This is a genomic window from Marinobacter sp. RI1 (assembly GCF_041155085.1).
GTDB lineage: Bacteria > Pseudomonadota > Gammaproteobacteria > Pseudomonadales > Oleiphilaceae > Marinobacter > Marinobacter nauticus.
In genome coordinates this window covers 661,282-675,231 of sequence record NZ_AP031605.1, presented here as the reverse complement: position 1 = coordinate 675,231, position 13,950 = coordinate 661,282, and the positions used below count along the sequence as shown (strand labels likewise).

At 59.6% G+C, this 13,950-nt stretch carries 14 protein-coding genes; 6 read left to right on the top strand and 8 right to left on the bottom strand.

What is annotated here, in order from left to right:
* Nucleotides 1-98 precede the first annotated feature (98 nt).
* Complete coding sequence (locus tag ACAM27_RS03005) at nt 99-1,211, bottom strand: NADH:flavin oxidoreductase (protein WP_036148773.1); 1,113 nt, start codon at nt 1,209-1,211, stop codon at nt 99-101.
* 89 nt (nt 1,212-1,300) lie between these two features.
* On the opposite strand from ACAM27_RS03005, the gene ACAM27_RS03000 reads away from it, so the two are divergent.
* Complete coding sequence (locus ACAM27_RS03000; protein ID WP_113879339.1) at nt 1,301-1,771, top strand: helix-turn-helix domain-containing protein; 471 nt, start codon at nt 1,301-1,303, stop codon at nt 1,769-1,771.
* A 157-nt stretch (nt 1,772-1,928) separates the two neighbouring features.
* Nucleotides 1,929-2,642: an OmpW family protein gene (locus ACAM27_RS02995; RefSeq protein ID WP_121207968.1), complete on the top strand. Its 714-nt coding sequence runs from the start codon at nt 1,929-1,931 to the stop codon at nt 2,640-2,642.
* Between the two features lie 101 nt (nt 2,643-2,743).
* Here the strand turns inward: ACAM27_RS02995 and ACAM27_RS02990 are convergent, their stop codons facing one another.
* Nucleotides 2,744-4,075 (bottom strand): DEAD/DEAH box helicase, encoded by a 1,332-nt coding sequence (locus tag ACAM27_RS02990; RefSeq protein ID WP_369612527.1) that lies wholly within the window; start codon nt 4,073-4,075, stop codon nt 2,744-2,746.
* Nucleotides 4,076-4,420: 345 nt separating this feature from the next.
* Here ACAM27_RS02990 and ACAM27_RS02985 point away from each other — a divergent pair, with 345 nt between their 5' ends.
* Entirely contained in the window at nt 4,421-5,260 is an 840-nt protein-coding gene (locus ACAM27_RS02985) for a prolipoprotein diacylglyceryl transferase family protein (protein ID WP_369612526.1), read from the top strand.
* On the opposite strand, the gene ACAM27_RS02980 is transcribed toward ACAM27_RS02985, so the two are convergent.
* Both ACAM27_RS02980 and ACAM27_RS02975 read right to left on the bottom strand, forming a co-directional pair.
* Nucleotides 5,235-6,539: a hypothetical protein gene (locus ACAM27_RS02980; protein WP_222534115.1), complete on the bottom strand. Its 1,305-nt coding sequence runs from the start codon at nt 6,537-6,539 to the stop codon at nt 5,235-5,237. The two genes, ACAM27_RS02985 and ACAM27_RS02980, sit on opposite strands and share 26 nt — an antisense overlap.
* A 94-nt stretch (nt 6,540-6,633) precedes the next feature.
* The gene (locus ACAM27_RS02975) at nt 6,634-7,002 is read right to left on the bottom strand and encodes a MerR family transcriptional regulator (protein WP_014423070.1); all 369 of its coding nucleotides are present in this window, start codon (nt 7,000-7,002) and stop codon (nt 6,634-6,636) included.
* Nucleotides 7,003-7,081: 79 nt separating this feature from the next.
* On the opposite strand from ACAM27_RS02975, the gene ACAM27_RS02970 reads away from it, so the two are divergent.
* A complete protein-coding gene (locus ACAM27_RS02970) occupies nt 7,082-8,152 on the top strand; it encodes an SDR family oxidoreductase (protein ID WP_369612525.1) in 1,071 nt (356 codons plus the stop codon).
* 1 nt (nt 8,153) lies between these two features.
* Here ACAM27_RS02970 and ACAM27_RS02965 read toward each other — a convergent pair whose 3' ends face one another.
* From ACAM27_RS02965 to ACAM27_RS02955, 3 genes are all read right to left on the bottom strand, one after another.
* A complete protein-coding gene (locus ACAM27_RS02965; protein WP_369612524.1) occupies nt 8,154-9,680 on the bottom strand; it encodes a flavin-containing monooxygenase in 1,527 nt (508 codons plus the stop codon).
* A gap of 116 nt (nt 9,681-9,796) precedes the next feature.
* A complete protein-coding gene (locus ACAM27_RS02960; RefSeq protein WP_011787234.1) occupies nt 9,797-10,087 on the bottom strand; it encodes an encapsulin-associated ferritin-like protein in 291 nt (96 codons plus the stop codon).
* Between the two features lie 78 nt (nt 10,088-10,165).
* A complete protein-coding gene (locus ACAM27_RS02955) occupies nt 10,166-10,738 on the bottom strand; it encodes a YgjV family protein (protein ID WP_022991375.1) in 573 nt (190 codons plus the stop codon).
* Nucleotides 10,739-10,852: 114 nt separating this feature from the next.
* On the opposite strand from ACAM27_RS02955, the gene ACAM27_RS02950 reads away from it, so the two are divergent.
* Nucleotides 10,853-11,884, top strand: coding sequence for a histone deacetylase family protein (locus ACAM27_RS02950; RefSeq protein ID WP_369612523.1), 1,032 nt, complete (start codon nt 10,853-10,855; stop codon nt 11,882-11,884).
* A 40-nt stretch (nt 11,885-11,924) separates the two neighbouring features.
* Here ACAM27_RS02950 and ACAM27_RS02945 read toward each other — a convergent pair whose 3' ends face one another.
* The gene (locus ACAM27_RS02945; protein WP_369612522.1) at nt 11,925-13,091 is read right to left on the bottom strand and encodes an ABC transporter substrate-binding protein; all 1,167 of its coding nucleotides are present in this window, start codon (nt 13,089-13,091) and stop codon (nt 11,925-11,927) included.
* A 187-nt stretch (nt 13,092-13,278) separates the two neighbouring features.
* Here ACAM27_RS02945 and ACAM27_RS02940 point away from each other — a divergent pair, with 187 nt between their 5' ends.
* A complete protein-coding gene (locus tag ACAM27_RS02940; RefSeq protein ID WP_228224278.1) occupies nt 13,279-13,950 on the top strand; it encodes a transglutaminase family protein in 672 nt (223 codons plus the stop codon).

The window sequence follows — 13,950 nt, the reverse complement described above, 5'->3', positions numbered from 1 at the left end:
CTGGCGATTGCTGCGATTACGAACCGGACAGATTTCAGACCCAAAAAAGCCGCGGGCCCGAGGGCGCGCGGCAGGCACGATCGAAGGGGTAAGTTCGATCAGTAGAGTTTGGCCAGAGACTTCCTGGCGAAGGCTTCCACTTCGTTCAGGCGGCCTTCTTTCACTTTCACCAGCCACTCAGGGTCTTGCAGCAGGGCACGGCCAACGGCGATCAGATCGAATTCACCGTTGTTCATGCGCTCAACCAGCTCATCGATGCCAGACTGCTCGACCGACTCTTTCTTGCTGGCGAAGGTGCCGCTGATGAAGTCTTCGGTCAGGCCCACACTGCCAACCGACATGGTCGGTTTACCAGTGATCTTCTGGGTCCAGCCGGCCAGGTTCAGATTGGAACCTTCGAACTCCGGTTCCCAGAAGCGGCGGGTGGAAGCGTGGAAAATGTCGACACCGGCCTCCGCCAGAGGCTTCAGGAAGCGCTCCAGTTCCTCGGGGCTATTCACCAGTTTTGCTTCGTAGTCCTGCTGCTTCCACTGAGAGAAGCGCAGCATGATCGGGTAATCCGGGCCCACGCGGTGGCGCACTTCCTCGACGATTTCCACCACAAAGCGCAGGCGGTTTTCCAGGCTGCCGCCGTACTCATCGTCGCGCTGGTTGGTGCCTTCCCACAGGAATTGATCCAGCAGATAGCCGTGGGCGCCGTGGATTTCCACACCGTCGAAGCCCAGAGCCTTGGCATCCTGGGCGGCATCACCGAAAGCTTTGATCACGTCCTGGATGTCTTCCCTGGTCATGGCCTTGCCGTTGGGCTTGCCAGGCGCAAACAGGCCTGAAGGGCTGTAACCGGGAACAGAGGGATCCGGCTCGATACCTTCCTTGCGTACCGCGCCCACGTGCCACAGTTGCGGGAAAATGGCGCCGCCGGCTTCGTGCACGGCATCCACCACTTTCTTCCAGCCCGCCAGGGCTTCGTCGCCATAGAAGGCCGGTACGTTCGGGTAACCGTTGGCAGCCGCGTGGTTCACGACAGTGCCTTCGGTAATGATCAGGCCAACACCGGCCTCGGCGCGGCGGCGATAGTAGTCCACCACATCCTGACCGGGTACACCCTTAGGCGAGAAATTGCGGGTCATCGGCGCCATGGCTACGCGGTTGCGCAGCTTGAGGTTATGAAGTTCAAACGGCTCGAACAAAGGACCAAGATTCATACTCATGTGATGTGCAACCTCATCAATTTGGTTTCGTAAAGCAACCCTATTAAATCCGGTTTCAAAATGCAACCCTATTCGGTACACTCCCCTACATGGCCAGAAAACGTTTTGATGACTCCAACTGCTCCGTCGCCCGCGCCCTGAATGAAGTGGGGGACTGGTGGTCGCTGCTGATTGTGCTGCACGCCATGTACGGCACCCGCCGGTTTGTGGATTTTCAGCAGCAACTGGGGATTGCCAAGAACATTCTGTGCGACCGACTGGCCAAACTGGTCGACAACGAGGTCTTGCGCAAAGTGGATGTTGGCGAGCACGGCTCACGCTTTGAGTACCGGCTCACTGAGAAAGGCCGCGACCTGTTCCCGGTGGTGGTGGCTCTGCGCCAGTGGGGCGACAAGTGGAACCCGTCTCCGGACGGCCAGCCCCTGGACCTACGGGACCGCGATAGCGGCCAGCCAATACAGCCAGTCACCGTGCAGAATACCCAGGGTCAGCCCCTGTCCATTCGGGACGTATTTGTGCCCAGCGATGAAGACAATCCCCTCGACGAAGCCCAGGGCTGACCATCCGCAATAGCCGCATTCCCACCTTTTCTTGAGTTGAATCAAGACTTATTGGCCAGTCGCGCTGCCTTCCGCCATTTCTTGCGCTAAATCAAGATTGCCTGTCCGGATGTCATTACATTTAAGCCATCGATCTTTCATGGATAAGGAGATGGCTATGTCTCGTGGTTTTAAACTCAGTGTTCTGGCTGCGGCCGTAATGGCAGTGGCTCCTGCAGCTCAGGCTTTTGAAGCGGGTGATTTTGTTCTGCGTGCGGGTGCGGTTCACGTCGCGCCGGATGACTCCAGTGATTCCATCACCGTAGGCGGCGCACCGCTGCTGGGAGCTGGCGTGGATTCCAAAGTCAGCGTTGACACCAACACCCAGTTGGGCTTGCGTGCGACTTACATGATGACCAACAACCTGGGTATTGGCTTGCTGGGCGCCACTCCGTTCAAGCACGACATCAACGGCGGCGGCGATCTTCCGGGCGACCTGAACCTGGGCGAAACAAAGCACCTGCCACCGACCCTGACGCTGCAGTACTTCCCAATGGCAAGCTCCTCAGCCTTCCAGCCATTCGTCGGCGTGGGTGTGAACTACACCGTGTTCTTCGAAGAGAAAACCAGCAGCAATCTGGATAACGCGTTGGGTGTGGCATCTAGCGAGCTGGAACTGGACGACAGCGTTGGCGTCGCCGTTGAAGTAGGCATGGATTACATGCTGAGCGAGAACTTCGGTCTGAACGCCGCGATCTGGTGGGCCGACATCAACACCGACGCCAGAGTCGATGTGTTTGATGCCAACGGAACCAAACTGGCAGAAACCGATGAATTCGAAGTCGAAATCGACCCCATGGTCTACATGGTAGGTTTCACCTACAAGTTCTGATCCGCACTCCCGGTAGCTCCCACGGTCTGTCGGCTACCGGATGGTGCGTTCTCCTGCGCGGGGCTTCGGCCCCGCCTTTTTTATGTCAGGAGAAACGGTTTTCAGGCGCTCTGGCGTTGAGCCGGGCGACCACTTCTACCCTGCCCCTGGCCACGGCCCTGTCCTTCGCCCTGACCACCACGGCCACGACCGCCGCTACGACCAGTCGGCTTCGGGCCAAAGTTCTTACCATTGCCACCCTGAGGGCGACGATTCCGCGCTTTGCTCGGGTCTGCTTTGGCCTTGGGCTTCAGCGGCAGGTTGTTTTTCGGCTCGAAGCCTTCCACTTCCTTGCGCGGCAGCTGCTTCTTGATCAGCTTCTCGATACCCGCCAGCAGTTTGCCTTCATCCGCGCTCACCAGTGACAGCGCATGCCCGCTCTCGCCGGCACGGCCGGTACGACCAATGCGGTGCACGTAGTCTTCCGGCACGTTGGGCAGTTCAAAGTTCACCACCTGTGGCAGCTGTTTGATATCCAGGCCACGGGCGGCGATGTCGGTGGCGACCAGTACGCGCACTTCACCGGCTTTGAAATCCGCCAGGGCACGGGTACGGGCACCCTGGGACTTGTTGCCGTGAATGGCGGCAGCCGTGATACCGTCTTTCTCCAGCTTCTGGGTCAGGCGGTTGGCGCCGTGCTTGGTACGGGTGAAAACCAGTACCTGATCCCAGTCGTTGTCACGCACCAGCTTGCTCAGCAGCGCGGTCTTCTGGCTCTGGTCAACCGGGTAGACGGACTGCTTCACTTTCTCCGCGGTGGTGTTACGGGCCGCCACTTCCACCTGCACCGGGTTATCCAGCAGGCCCTGGGCCAGGGTGCGGATTTCGTTGGAGAAGGTGGCGGAGAACAGCAGGTTCTGGCGCTTGGCCGGCAGCAACGCCAGGATCTTGCGAATGTCGCGGATAAAGCCCATGTCGAGCATGCGGTCGGCTTCGTCCAACACCAGAATTTCCACTTCGTTGAAGCGCACCGCGTTCTGCTGGTACAGGTCCATCAAACGGCCCGGTGTGGCCACCAGTACGTCCAGGCCCTTGCGCAGCTTCATCATCTGCGGGTTGATCTTTACACCACCAAAAACCACAGCGGCCTTGGTGGGTACGTATTTGCTGTAAAGGTTCACGCTATCGTGTACCTGGGCGGCCAGCTCACGGGTGGGTGTGAGAATCAGGGCGCGGGGGCCTTTGCCAGTGCGGGGATTTTCCGCCAGGCGCTGCAACAAAGGCAGGGTAAAACCAGCGGTTTTACCGGTGCCGGTCTGGGCCGCGGCCATTACATCTTTGCCAGACAGCACCGCAGGAATCGCCTGCTGCTGGATGGGAGACGGGGTTTCATAACCCTGATCGGCGGTGGCACGGACCAACTGCTCGGACAAACCGAGAGAAGAAAAACTCATATACGATGTACTCTTGATTGATTCTGCCTCCACGAACACCGTCGTCGGCGAATGCGGGCAGATGCCATGAAAGTCATGGAATAAAAGACGACTACGGTCACTCGCCGGGTTCGGGGTGACGTCCTCTGACAGGTCGTATGAAATGGTTCGCAAGGCGGCTTTAAGCCGGAAACTGCGGAATCCCTAGAGGCAGGATGCAGGCACGGTAACAGAGCACCCGGCAAATAGCTATAGGTGGTTTTATTGGCCGGCTTTCATTTTCAGGGTGATAAATGGAACTCTGACAGGGCCCGGCGGTCATTAGCCGCCGTATGCTACTAAAAACTCACGCTTTCCGGAGATTCCATGCTCAGCATAGGCATCGGCCCCCTCAGCCTGTCCATCGGACACCTGCTTCTCGTTCTGGCCTTCGTGGTTGCCCTGGTGGTTGGCGCCCTGATCGGCCGGAAAGAGAAAACGCCGGTGGCCGGTACCCTGGCCGATATCTTTCTGGTGGCCATGGTCAGTGCCCGCATCGGTTTTGTGGTGCGCTACTTCAGCGAGTATCAGGGCGACTGGCTGGGCATGATCGACATCCGCGACGGCGGGTTCGACCTGGTGACCGGCCTGATTGCTGCGTTGGCCTTCACCGGTTACCTGATGTGGAAACGGGCGGCCATACGCCGGGCGCTGGGCTCGGCGGTCGCGGCTGGCCTCATCATCTGGGGCGGTATGTCTGGCATTATTGCGCTGATCAACCAGCAAACCCGGGGCCTGCCGGAAGTGGCACTGACCGATCTGAACGAACGCCCGGTAGACCTGGCCAGCCTGGCCGGTGACAAGCCCACGGTGGTCAATCTCTGGGCCACCTGGTGCCCGCCATGTATCCGCGAGATGCCGGTGCTGGAAGACGCCCAGCAACGCTACCCGAACGTGAACTTTGTGTTCGCCAATCAGGGCGAACACCCGGAAACCATCCGCAAGTTCCTGATGGCACAGAACCTGAACCTGAGCCACGTACTGAGCGACAGGCAGAACCGGTTTGGCCGGGTAGTTGGCAGCCACGGCTTGCCCACCACCCTGTTCTACAACGCCGAGGGCCACCTGGTGGATACCCATATGGGCGAACTGTCCCGCGCCAGCCTGGCCCGAAGCCTCGAGCGCTTCGACCCGGCTTACTTCAGGCCAGCCACAGGGTCAGACTGAAGCTCAGAAGACTGGCTGCGCAAAGACCCGACAGCGACAACGCCAGGCTCCAGCGAAACGAGGCATCCCTTGTCCGGTATCCGGTCAGCCGTTCCATAATTAAAGCATTGGCCGCAAAGGGCGTGCCGAAGGCGGTAATACCCCAGCCAGTAACCATGGCGATGGCCAGGCCGAGCTGAGCTGCGCCCGGCCACAGCGAACCCAGAATACCGCCAATGAGGGTAGCAATAATAATCGGGTTCATACCCGCCAGTCCGGCAGAAAAAAACACCCAGGGTACACCGGCCGCCAGCAGCGCCCAGAGCCACACCGGTAATTCCGGCTGACCGCTGATCTGGCCCAGTACCACGCCACTGAGCACCGCCCCGATAAACGCCGAACCACCAACAATGGCCAGCTCATTGCTTACATTGGCCATGCTGGCCAGGGGCGGATTTTCCCGCTTTAACCAACCCAGAATCCGGTACAAGAGCACCGCTGCCAGACAGCTCAAGGCCACCGCATGGGCATAACTCAACCCGAACCGGTGGCTGAGCCAGAGTACCCCCACGCAGATCGCCAGAATCAACCCACCAAACCGCAACCAACTACCCGCGCCGGCACGGTTAACGCTCCGTTCTGTGCTTTGCAACGGTTCCGGTTCTCGCCAGTGCAGCCCCGCCAGCACCATCAGCACGGAAAACGGTACCGCCAGTAACAACAGCGAAAGCAGACTCACCTGCGGCAACAGCGTCAGGGTCAGCACCACCGAAATGGACAGGGGCGAAAACATGGGGGCGACACCAAACCCTCGCAAAACAGCCCGGGTGGCATTGCGGGTAGATTCGGAATCGCCATTGCGACGGATACGCTCGCCCACCAGGCTGCCCACCACCGCCACCGATCCAAAGTTCAGGGGAACAGACACCAGCGAAGTGCCGAAGGCGAGGCTGAGGTATCGGGCCAGTGGCTTACCACCAAACAGACTGACGGAAATCTGTTGCAGGTCCTCGGTGCGGGCCAACACATTCGACAGCAGCATCACCGCCAGCATCAGGCCGGCCAGCCGGGTCATGTTGCCGGATGCGGTCTCAATCAGCTCTGGGTCATAGCCCAGGGCGAAAACCAGCATGGCCAGCGCCACGACAAACACCGCCCGGGGCACGTTGCGCATGTCCTGCCAGCCCAGCAAGACGGTCGCACCCGCGGCGGCAGCCCCCAGATAGGTCATACCCGGCAGGCTCGCCAGAATGGCAGAGAGTAAGGCAACGTAGGCTAACGCGGAGCGAAGTGGCAGCAAGACCGTTTCCCGGACAGATCAAAGGAACCCGAATAGATCGTCTATGTTAAGGAAGCTACTTTTACCGCGCCATCAGCAATTATGAGGATGGCCATCAAACCAGCCCGTGCTCCCTGGCACTGGCTTCCAGGCGGGCCTGCTCCTGCTTCAACAACTTACTGACGGCCTTCAGCTCACGAATCCGGGCATCCACCAGGGTCCTCTTACGGGCCATCACCGCCGCACCCTGCAGGCAATCAATCCGGTCCGAGCGAACCGCATCCAGCAACTCACGGATTTCGTTCAGCGAAAAACCCAGGCTCTTGAGTTGCCGCACCATCGCAACACGCGCGACGGCCTGCTCCGGGTAGTCCCGATAGTTGTTTCCGCTGCGGCCCACCTCCCGGATCAGCCCCTGTTTTTCGTAGTAGCGCAGGGTATCCCGGGTTATCCCGGTGCGCCGTTCCAGTTCCGATATCCTCATGCCAAGCACTCTCCCTGTTGACCTTCGAGCATACTCCATACTTTAGGCTGCGTTCGACTCAATGAACAAGGAACGCACCATGACCATCCTGATCACCGGCGCCACCGGTTTTATTGGTAAATATCTTTGCCTCACCCTGTTGCAGCAGGGGCATGACGTGAAGGCACTGACCCGCTCCAAGTCCAGCCTGACCCAGCTCACCGACTTTCTCGAACAGCAGGGCGTCGCCATGGAGCGGTTTTCCACCCTGGAAGGCGATCTGGAAAAGCCGGATCTGGGGCTGGTCACCTTACCGAACGGCATCGAATGCATCGTGCATCTGGCCGCCCGGTTCGCCTGGAACCTGCCCGAGCACGAGGCCCGTCACACCAACGTTACCGGCAGTCTTCGGGTGGCGGAACTGGCCCGCCACCTGAACTGCCGGCTGGTGTTTATTACGGGGTTCATGCTCGCCAACGAGGCACACCTGTCACGCCAGGGCATTCAACTGAGTCACCCGGAGCAGACCGACTGGACCCAGGTGTACCGGCGGGCCGGTGGCTATGAGGCGAGCAAACTGGAATCCGCATTCCGCTTGCGGGAATTCGTGGCAAGGCACGGGCTGAATGCGGTCGAAGTACAGCCAGCGACGGTGGCGGGCCACGGATCAACGGGGGACCTGGACCCGGCCCAACCGCTGTACAGCTTGCTCGACAACCTCTACCACGGGCGACTGGCCATGATTCCGGGGTCGCCAGAGCACTGGTTGCCATTGATTCCGGTGGATAGCCTGGCGCAACTAATTGCAGCGGCCTGCACGGCCACTCACGTACCCGATACGCTGTTGGCGCTGGACCAGAACACGCCCAACCTGGCGGGGCTGTTACAGGCTGCGGCGCAACTCCTGGGCAAGCCGGGCCCCCGCAGGCATCTTCCTATCGGCGTGATGAAAGCTCTGCTGGCCATACCTGGCTTGCCCGGGCTGCTGAAGGTGGCCCCGGAGTCCCTGGCGTTTATTCAGACCTGCCGTTTCGACACCTCCCGCACAGAGCAGTTTCTGGCGCAGCAGAACGTGCAACTACCGCCATTCGCTCAGTACCTGGAGGCAAGCTGCCGACACTACTGCCAACGTCTCGGTGTCGGCGGAGGAGCGGTAACGATCGGGGCCTGACTCAGGCCCCGAACAACGCCGAACGCAGCGGGCGAAGGAAACCGGTTGAACGGCCTTCGCTCGCGCGACTGGGTTGGCCATCAAATTCAAGATAGCCGTCTTCAATGGGATCGAAACGCAGGATCTTCACATCCTGCAGATAGTTCTGGGAGGCTTTCCACGGGCCGTGGGTGCCCTGACGCGGCAACCGGTCTTCTGCCCGCTTGATGTAACCCGCGTCGAGGGAACCGAGAATGGTATCGTCTCCCTTACTGTTCTCGGTGTCTCGTGCCACGGCCACCTGATGGCCGTTACGATCCATGTGGTTGATCAGCCGGCACAGGTACTCACTGGCAATATCGGCTTTCAGGGTCCAGGAAATGTTGGTGTAGCCAAAGATCATGCCCGCGTTGGGTACGCCTTCCACCATCACATTCTTGTAGATCACCTTGTCCTTGAGCGCCACCTCCTGGCCATCCACACGGGGCGTGATGCCGCCCAGCATCTGGATGTCCAGGCCGGTAGCCGGAATGATGATATCGGCTTCCAGCTCTTCACCGGACTTCAGGCGAATGCCGTTTTTGGTGAAGCGTTCGATATGATCAGTCTTGATGGAGGCAGTGCCGGCTTTAATGGCCTCAAACAGATCGCCATCTTTCACCACACACAGGCGCTGGTCCCAGGGGTTGTAGTCCGGGCTGAAGTGACGCATGTCGGCCTTGCCCTTGAGCTGCCGTTTGATCACCGACAGAAAGAGCCGGCGCATGGCTTTCGGGCTCTTGCGCGAACGCTCATAGAGCAGCCGGGAAATCGAAATGTTGCGGGCGCGGGTTAACCGGTAGGCCGTCTTTTCCGGCAGGACTTTCTGCAGCGCCAGGGTGACTTTATCGGTTGACGGCAACGGCATCAGATAGGTGGGCGAACGCTGCAGCATGGTAACGTGTGCGGCCTTCTCTGCCATAGTGGGCACCAGGGTAATTGCCGTGGCACCGCTGCCAATCACCACCACCTTCTTGCCCGAGTAATCCAGATTCTCCGGCCAGTGTTGGGGATGGACGATCTGTCCTTTGAAGTCAGCTTCGCCCGGGAAATCCGGTTTGTAGCCCTGATCATAATTGTAGTAACCGGTGCAGCCCACCAAAAAGCTGGCGGTGTAGGTTTCCTGATCGCCGGTCTGCTCGTTCTCAGCGGTCAGGCTCCAGCATTTGTCGGTGCTGGACCAGTCCGCAGTCTTCACGGCCACGCCGTAACGAATGTGGCGCTCGACATCGTTCTCTTTCGCGGTTTCCGCGACGTAGTTTTTAATCGACGCGCCATCGGCCAGCACCTTGCCGCCCGTCCAGGGCCGGAAGTTATAACCAAAGGTGAACATGTCGGAATCCGAGCGGATACCCGGGTAACGGAACAGATCCCAGGTGCCACCAAGGGACTGGCGGCGCTCCAGTATGGCGAAACGCTTGCCGGGGCATTCCCGTTTCAGGTGACAGGCCATGCCAATGCCGGATACTCCGGCGCCAATGATCAATACATCATAATGCTGTTTAGCCATATCCTGCCCTCTCGGAATCCGATCCGTTTCTTGTAATCACGTGTAGAGAATCACGATAGCGCAGGCCGACAGCTCCGGGAATTGGCCAATCTGCGCTCAGGATATGGCTGTTTGAGTCAGTCGTGGTGACCGATTGGCCCCTCTTTGAACAGGAATTCCCGAAGGTACTTGTCCATGGTCGGGTCCTTCCGCCGAATCCACTCAAGCACCATGGCCGCGTGTTCTTTCTCCTCGTCGCGATTGTGTTCAAGAATCGCTTTGAGTTCCGGATCCTTGCAGGCATCCACCCGCTGGTTGTACCAGTCAACGGCTTCAAACTCTTCCATCAGCGAACTGACGGCCCGGTGCATATCACGGGTGTCGTCTGTCAGTTCACCTACCGGCTCATGATAACTGTCGTTTGCCATGCATCACTCCTGATTGGCGGTTACGAGGTGCCCGTTGGCACCCTTAGACCATAGCCAAAGCCAGCGACGACGACAAACTTACCCGCGCTCTTCTCCCGACCTTGGCGCCTGCAGATCAAGCCCGGGATATTGTTTCTGCAGCCGGTACAGGCGGATGATGGTAATGATGTTGGTAACCAGCACCATACCCTCAGCCAGGGTACCGCCGACGGATCCGATCACCAGGTTATTGAGCATCCAGGCCAGCGCCGCCAGACCCAGAACAATACGCAGGGGAATACCCCGGAGCATGAACATGCCCACAGTGCCGAGAACGGCGGCGGTGAGGGGAAACACATCGGTAGCAGACGTCCAGGTTGCCCAGGCCACCAGCAGATTGACCACCAGCATAGCCGCCATGATCAACCCGTTGCCCTGGTACCGGCGTGCCAGGGCAATGCGCAGGATCACCAGTACCGTCAGGGCCGCCGCCGTCCAGCTCTGAAAGAACGCGAACATCAGGGCGAAAGCCACATTGGCCGAAATCAGCAGGACCAGCAGGCGGTCGTCGTTCTTGTTGGCAAAACCGGCAATACAGAACCCCAGGGCCACCAACCCACACAGCTGCCCCAACCCCTGGCTGAGCGTAAGCCCGGCAACCAGTTCTGTCATAGCGGTAATCCCCTCTCCCGATGCTGCGCCCCAGCCTGCCACACTTACCGGGTTTGAGCCATGCACAAACCTGTGCCAGAGTGCTTCCACGTTGATATCAAGGATTCGCGCCCTATGAAAACCGTCTTCTCCCCGTTGCACAGCCGGCGCCATGTGCGCACCGAACTGGATGGCGGCCTGCTGATCGAACCCCATGAAAAACCCTCAAGGGCCGAGACCATCCTGGCCAGGGTGAAAGACCAGGCCCTGGGCGAGATTCTGGAGCCGGAAGAATTCGGGCTGGCACCGATCCAGCGCGTGCACACACCGGATTACGTTGCGTTTCTGGAGACCTGCTGGCAGGACTGGCTGGCTGCGGGCAAACCCGGCGAAGCCATTCCCGCGGTGTGGGCAGGCCGGGGCATGCGCCACCGGATTCCCAAGGACATTGATGGCCGCCTGGGCTATTACAGCTTTGCCGCCGAAACCTCGATCTCGGAGGGCACCTGGGAAGCCGCCCGTGCTTCCGCCAACGTGGCCCTGACCGCCCAGAAACTGGTGGCCGATGGTGAGCGCGCTGCCTTTGCCCTGTGCCGACCACCCGGGCACCACGCCCACGCCGACCTGTTCGGCGGCTACTGCTTCTTCAACAACGCAGCTATCGTGGCTCAGGCGTTCCGGGACCAAGGCTACGGCAAGGTTGCTATCCTGGATGTGGATTTCCATCACGGCAATGGCACCCAGGCCATTTTCTATGACCGGGCCGATGTCCTCACCATCAGCCTGCACGGCGACCCGGATCTGGTGTTCCCACACTTTCTCGGGTTTGAAGACGAGATCGGTGAAGGTTCCGGCGAGGGCTACAACCTGAACATCGTCTATCCGCCGGGCACACCCTACAGCACCTGGAGCCAGGGCCTGGAAACCGCTTGCGAACGCATTGAAGTGTTCAAGCCCGATGCCCTGGTGGTGGCGCTGGGCGTGGACACCTTCGAGCACGACCCCATCTCGTTCTTCAAGCTGGCCTCGGAAGACTACCTCAGCCTGGGGCAGCGCCTGGCGCAGCTGGGTTTGCCCACCGTGTTTACCATGGAAGGCGGCTACGATGTCGACGCCATTGGCGTGAATGCGGTCAATGTCATGCAGGGCTTTGAGGGAAAATCCTGAGTAATACTGGCGACCGGAGGGAGCCCCTTCCTCCGGCGCGCTACCTGCCACCCTGCTTGATCAACGCCGCCGAAAAGCCGTCCATTAATCGCTCGGCACTTACAGGCACCTCGCGGAGCTGCGAATTGAACACCCGACTGAACGCCCGGAAATCGACAGCTTTCCAGTTTTCCGGCGCAAGCATGTGGGCGATGTCGTCCACGTTGTCGGCAGTCGCTGCCTGAAACTGGTAGTGCATCGAGGCCGATTGTCCGCTATCTGCAAAATCGTATCCCCGGTGATAGTCGTGCACCAGCAACAACGCCAGCCCTCCACCCATGAAATGCCGGCCAAGACTGACATACAGATCGCCCGCGCGAATCGCCGCAAGCGCTTCCGGCTCCCAGTCAATGCCACCCACTACCAAGTCATTGCCAGGGCGTAAGCCCGCGCGCCGGGCAGCATCCATGGCACCGAACGCCATGCCGTCGCTGGCGCTCCAGATTGCAGCCGTATTCGGATACCGCCGCAACAGCACCGATGTTTTGTCTCTCGCCTCCTGCTCGCTCCAGTCGGCACGAACGGACTGCAACAGTTCAGAGCCTGCACCATCCGTCGCTTCAAGCAGCCCGAGACTGCGATCACGAGCCGCAGAGGAATCCAGGGTGCCAGTCAGTGCAACAACAGGCACCGGCTCATCAGGCCTGACCAGGTTGAGCACCCGTGCTCGCTGGTCGAGCATCCTGGCCAGTAGTTGACCACCGGAGACATTATCGACCCCCAGATGGCCAATCCAGTTCTCCATTTTTTCTCTGGGCGCAGAACCCACCTTCTCTCGCGCGGCCTCTGGCACCGCAGTGTTAAACGAGAACACCTTAACGCTTTGCCGGCGCGCATAATCCAGGATCTGCGCGGTTACCTGCTCCTTCCACATGATGATCAGGTAATCGGGTTTCTCCTCCCGACTGAGAACTTGCTGGACCAGCTTCAGATAACTGAGCCGATGCCGCCCCTCATCGAACAGGACGTCAAACTCAACCTCCAGGTCCGCAGCCACCTGCTCCATGAAACCTGCAACCATGTGCCAGAAACGGGAGGTATCCGGTGACAGGAACACGACATTCGGGAGCGTGTCCGACGCACTCGGGTTTGGGAGCGTATCCGCATCGGCCACCCGACTAACGGTGCCCAGAAACAGGCTGATCATCAGTACAACACGTAAAACCATGCAGCTCCTTAGCCGTCGGCAAATCTTGCCGGTCAGTATAACGAACAATACGGTATCCGCATCGACCTCTGCCCAGATGATCGAACCCGGTGCCTCTGGTCACCCGGATTGGTGGAAAATGTCATTGCCTGTAGCTTGCTAATCGGGAGATCATCAGCCAACCATGCGCAAACTCTGGATGCCCGGAATGGAAAACTACCTGAGAGCCACCCCCTTCTTCGACTACGACCATCCCGCCGTCGAGGCCTGGGTCCAGCAGCACCTGGCCGGCGTAGCGGACGAGCCGGTGGCACAGATCAAGGCGCTGTATCTGGCGGTGCGCGACAGCATCCAGTACAACCCCTACGTGTTCAGAACCGAGCCACGCACGCTCTCGGCCAGTTACGCGCTGGAATCGGGCGAAACCTACTGCATTCCCAAAGCCGTGCTGCTGGGTGCCGCAGCCCGCTCCATCGGCATTCCCAGCCGGCTGGGCCTGGCGGATGTACGTAACCATCTTTCCAGCCCGAAGCTGATTGAGTGGCTGCGTTCCGACATTTTCCGCATGCACGGCTTTATCGAGCTGTATCTCAATGGTCGCTGGGTGAAGGCCACACCGGCCTTCAACCGACAGTTATGCGAGCTGATGAAGGTAGAGCCCCTGCCGTTTGATGGCGTGAACGACTCGGTCTTCCAGGAATTCACGGAAGACGGCCAGGCGCATATGGAATACATCAACGATCACGGCGTGTTCGACGATGTGCCCTTCGATTTCATCGTTGACGGCGTTCGCCGGGCCTATGGCCACCTGTTTGAAGCGGATGGCCAGCCCCAAACCAAGACGGGCAGCCTGGAACAGGACATCTCGGACCGTTCCTGA

Coding starts and splice junctions, on each gene's coding strand:
- ACAM27_RS03005 (WP_036148773.1), bottom strand. CDS start 1,211: ATGAGTATGAATCTTGGTCCTTTGTTCGAGCCGTTTGAACTTCATAAC.
- ACAM27_RS03000 (WP_113879339.1), top strand. CDS start 1,301: ATGGCCAGAAAACGTTTTGATGACTCCAACTGCTCCGTCGCCCGCGCC.
- ACAM27_RS02995 (WP_121207968.1), top strand. CDS start 1,929: ATGTCTCGTGGTTTTAAACTCAGTGTTCTGGCTGCGGCCGTAATGGCA.
- ACAM27_RS02990 (WP_369612527.1), bottom strand. CDS start 4,075: ATGAGTTTTTCTTCTCTCGGTTTGTCCGAGCAGTTGGTCCGTGCCACC.
- ACAM27_RS02985 (WP_369612526.1), top strand. CDS start 4,421: ATGCTCAGCATAGGCATCGGCCCCCTCAGCCTGTCCATCGGACACCTG.
- ACAM27_RS02975 (WP_014423070.1), bottom strand. CDS start 7,002: ATGAGGATATCGGAACTGGAACGGCGCACCGGGATAACCCGGGATACC.
- ACAM27_RS02970 (WP_369612525.1), top strand. CDS start 7,082: ATGACCATCCTGATCACCGGCGCCACCGGTTTTATTGGTAAATATCTT.
- ACAM27_RS02965 (WP_369612524.1), bottom strand. CDS start 9,680: ATGGCTAAACAGCATTATGATGTATTGATCATTGGCGCCGGAGTATCC.
- ACAM27_RS02960 (WP_011787234.1), bottom strand. CDS start 10,087: ATGGCAAACGACAGTTATCATGAGCCGGTAGGTGAACTGACAGACGAC.
- ACAM27_RS02955 (WP_022991375.1), bottom strand. CDS start 10,738: ATGACAGAACTGGTTGCCGGGCTTACGCTCAGCCAGGGGTTGGGGCAG.
- ACAM27_RS02950 (WP_369612523.1), top strand. CDS start 10,853: ATGAAAACCGTCTTCTCCCCGTTGCACAGCCGGCGCCATGTGCGCACC.
- ACAM27_RS02945 (WP_369612522.1), bottom strand. CDS start 13,091: ATGGTTTTACGTGTTGTACTGATGATCAGCCTGTTTCTGGGCACCGTT.
- ACAM27_RS02940 (WP_228224278.1), top strand. CDS start 13,279: ATGGAAAACTACCTGAGAGCCACCCCCTTCTTCGACTACGACCATCCC.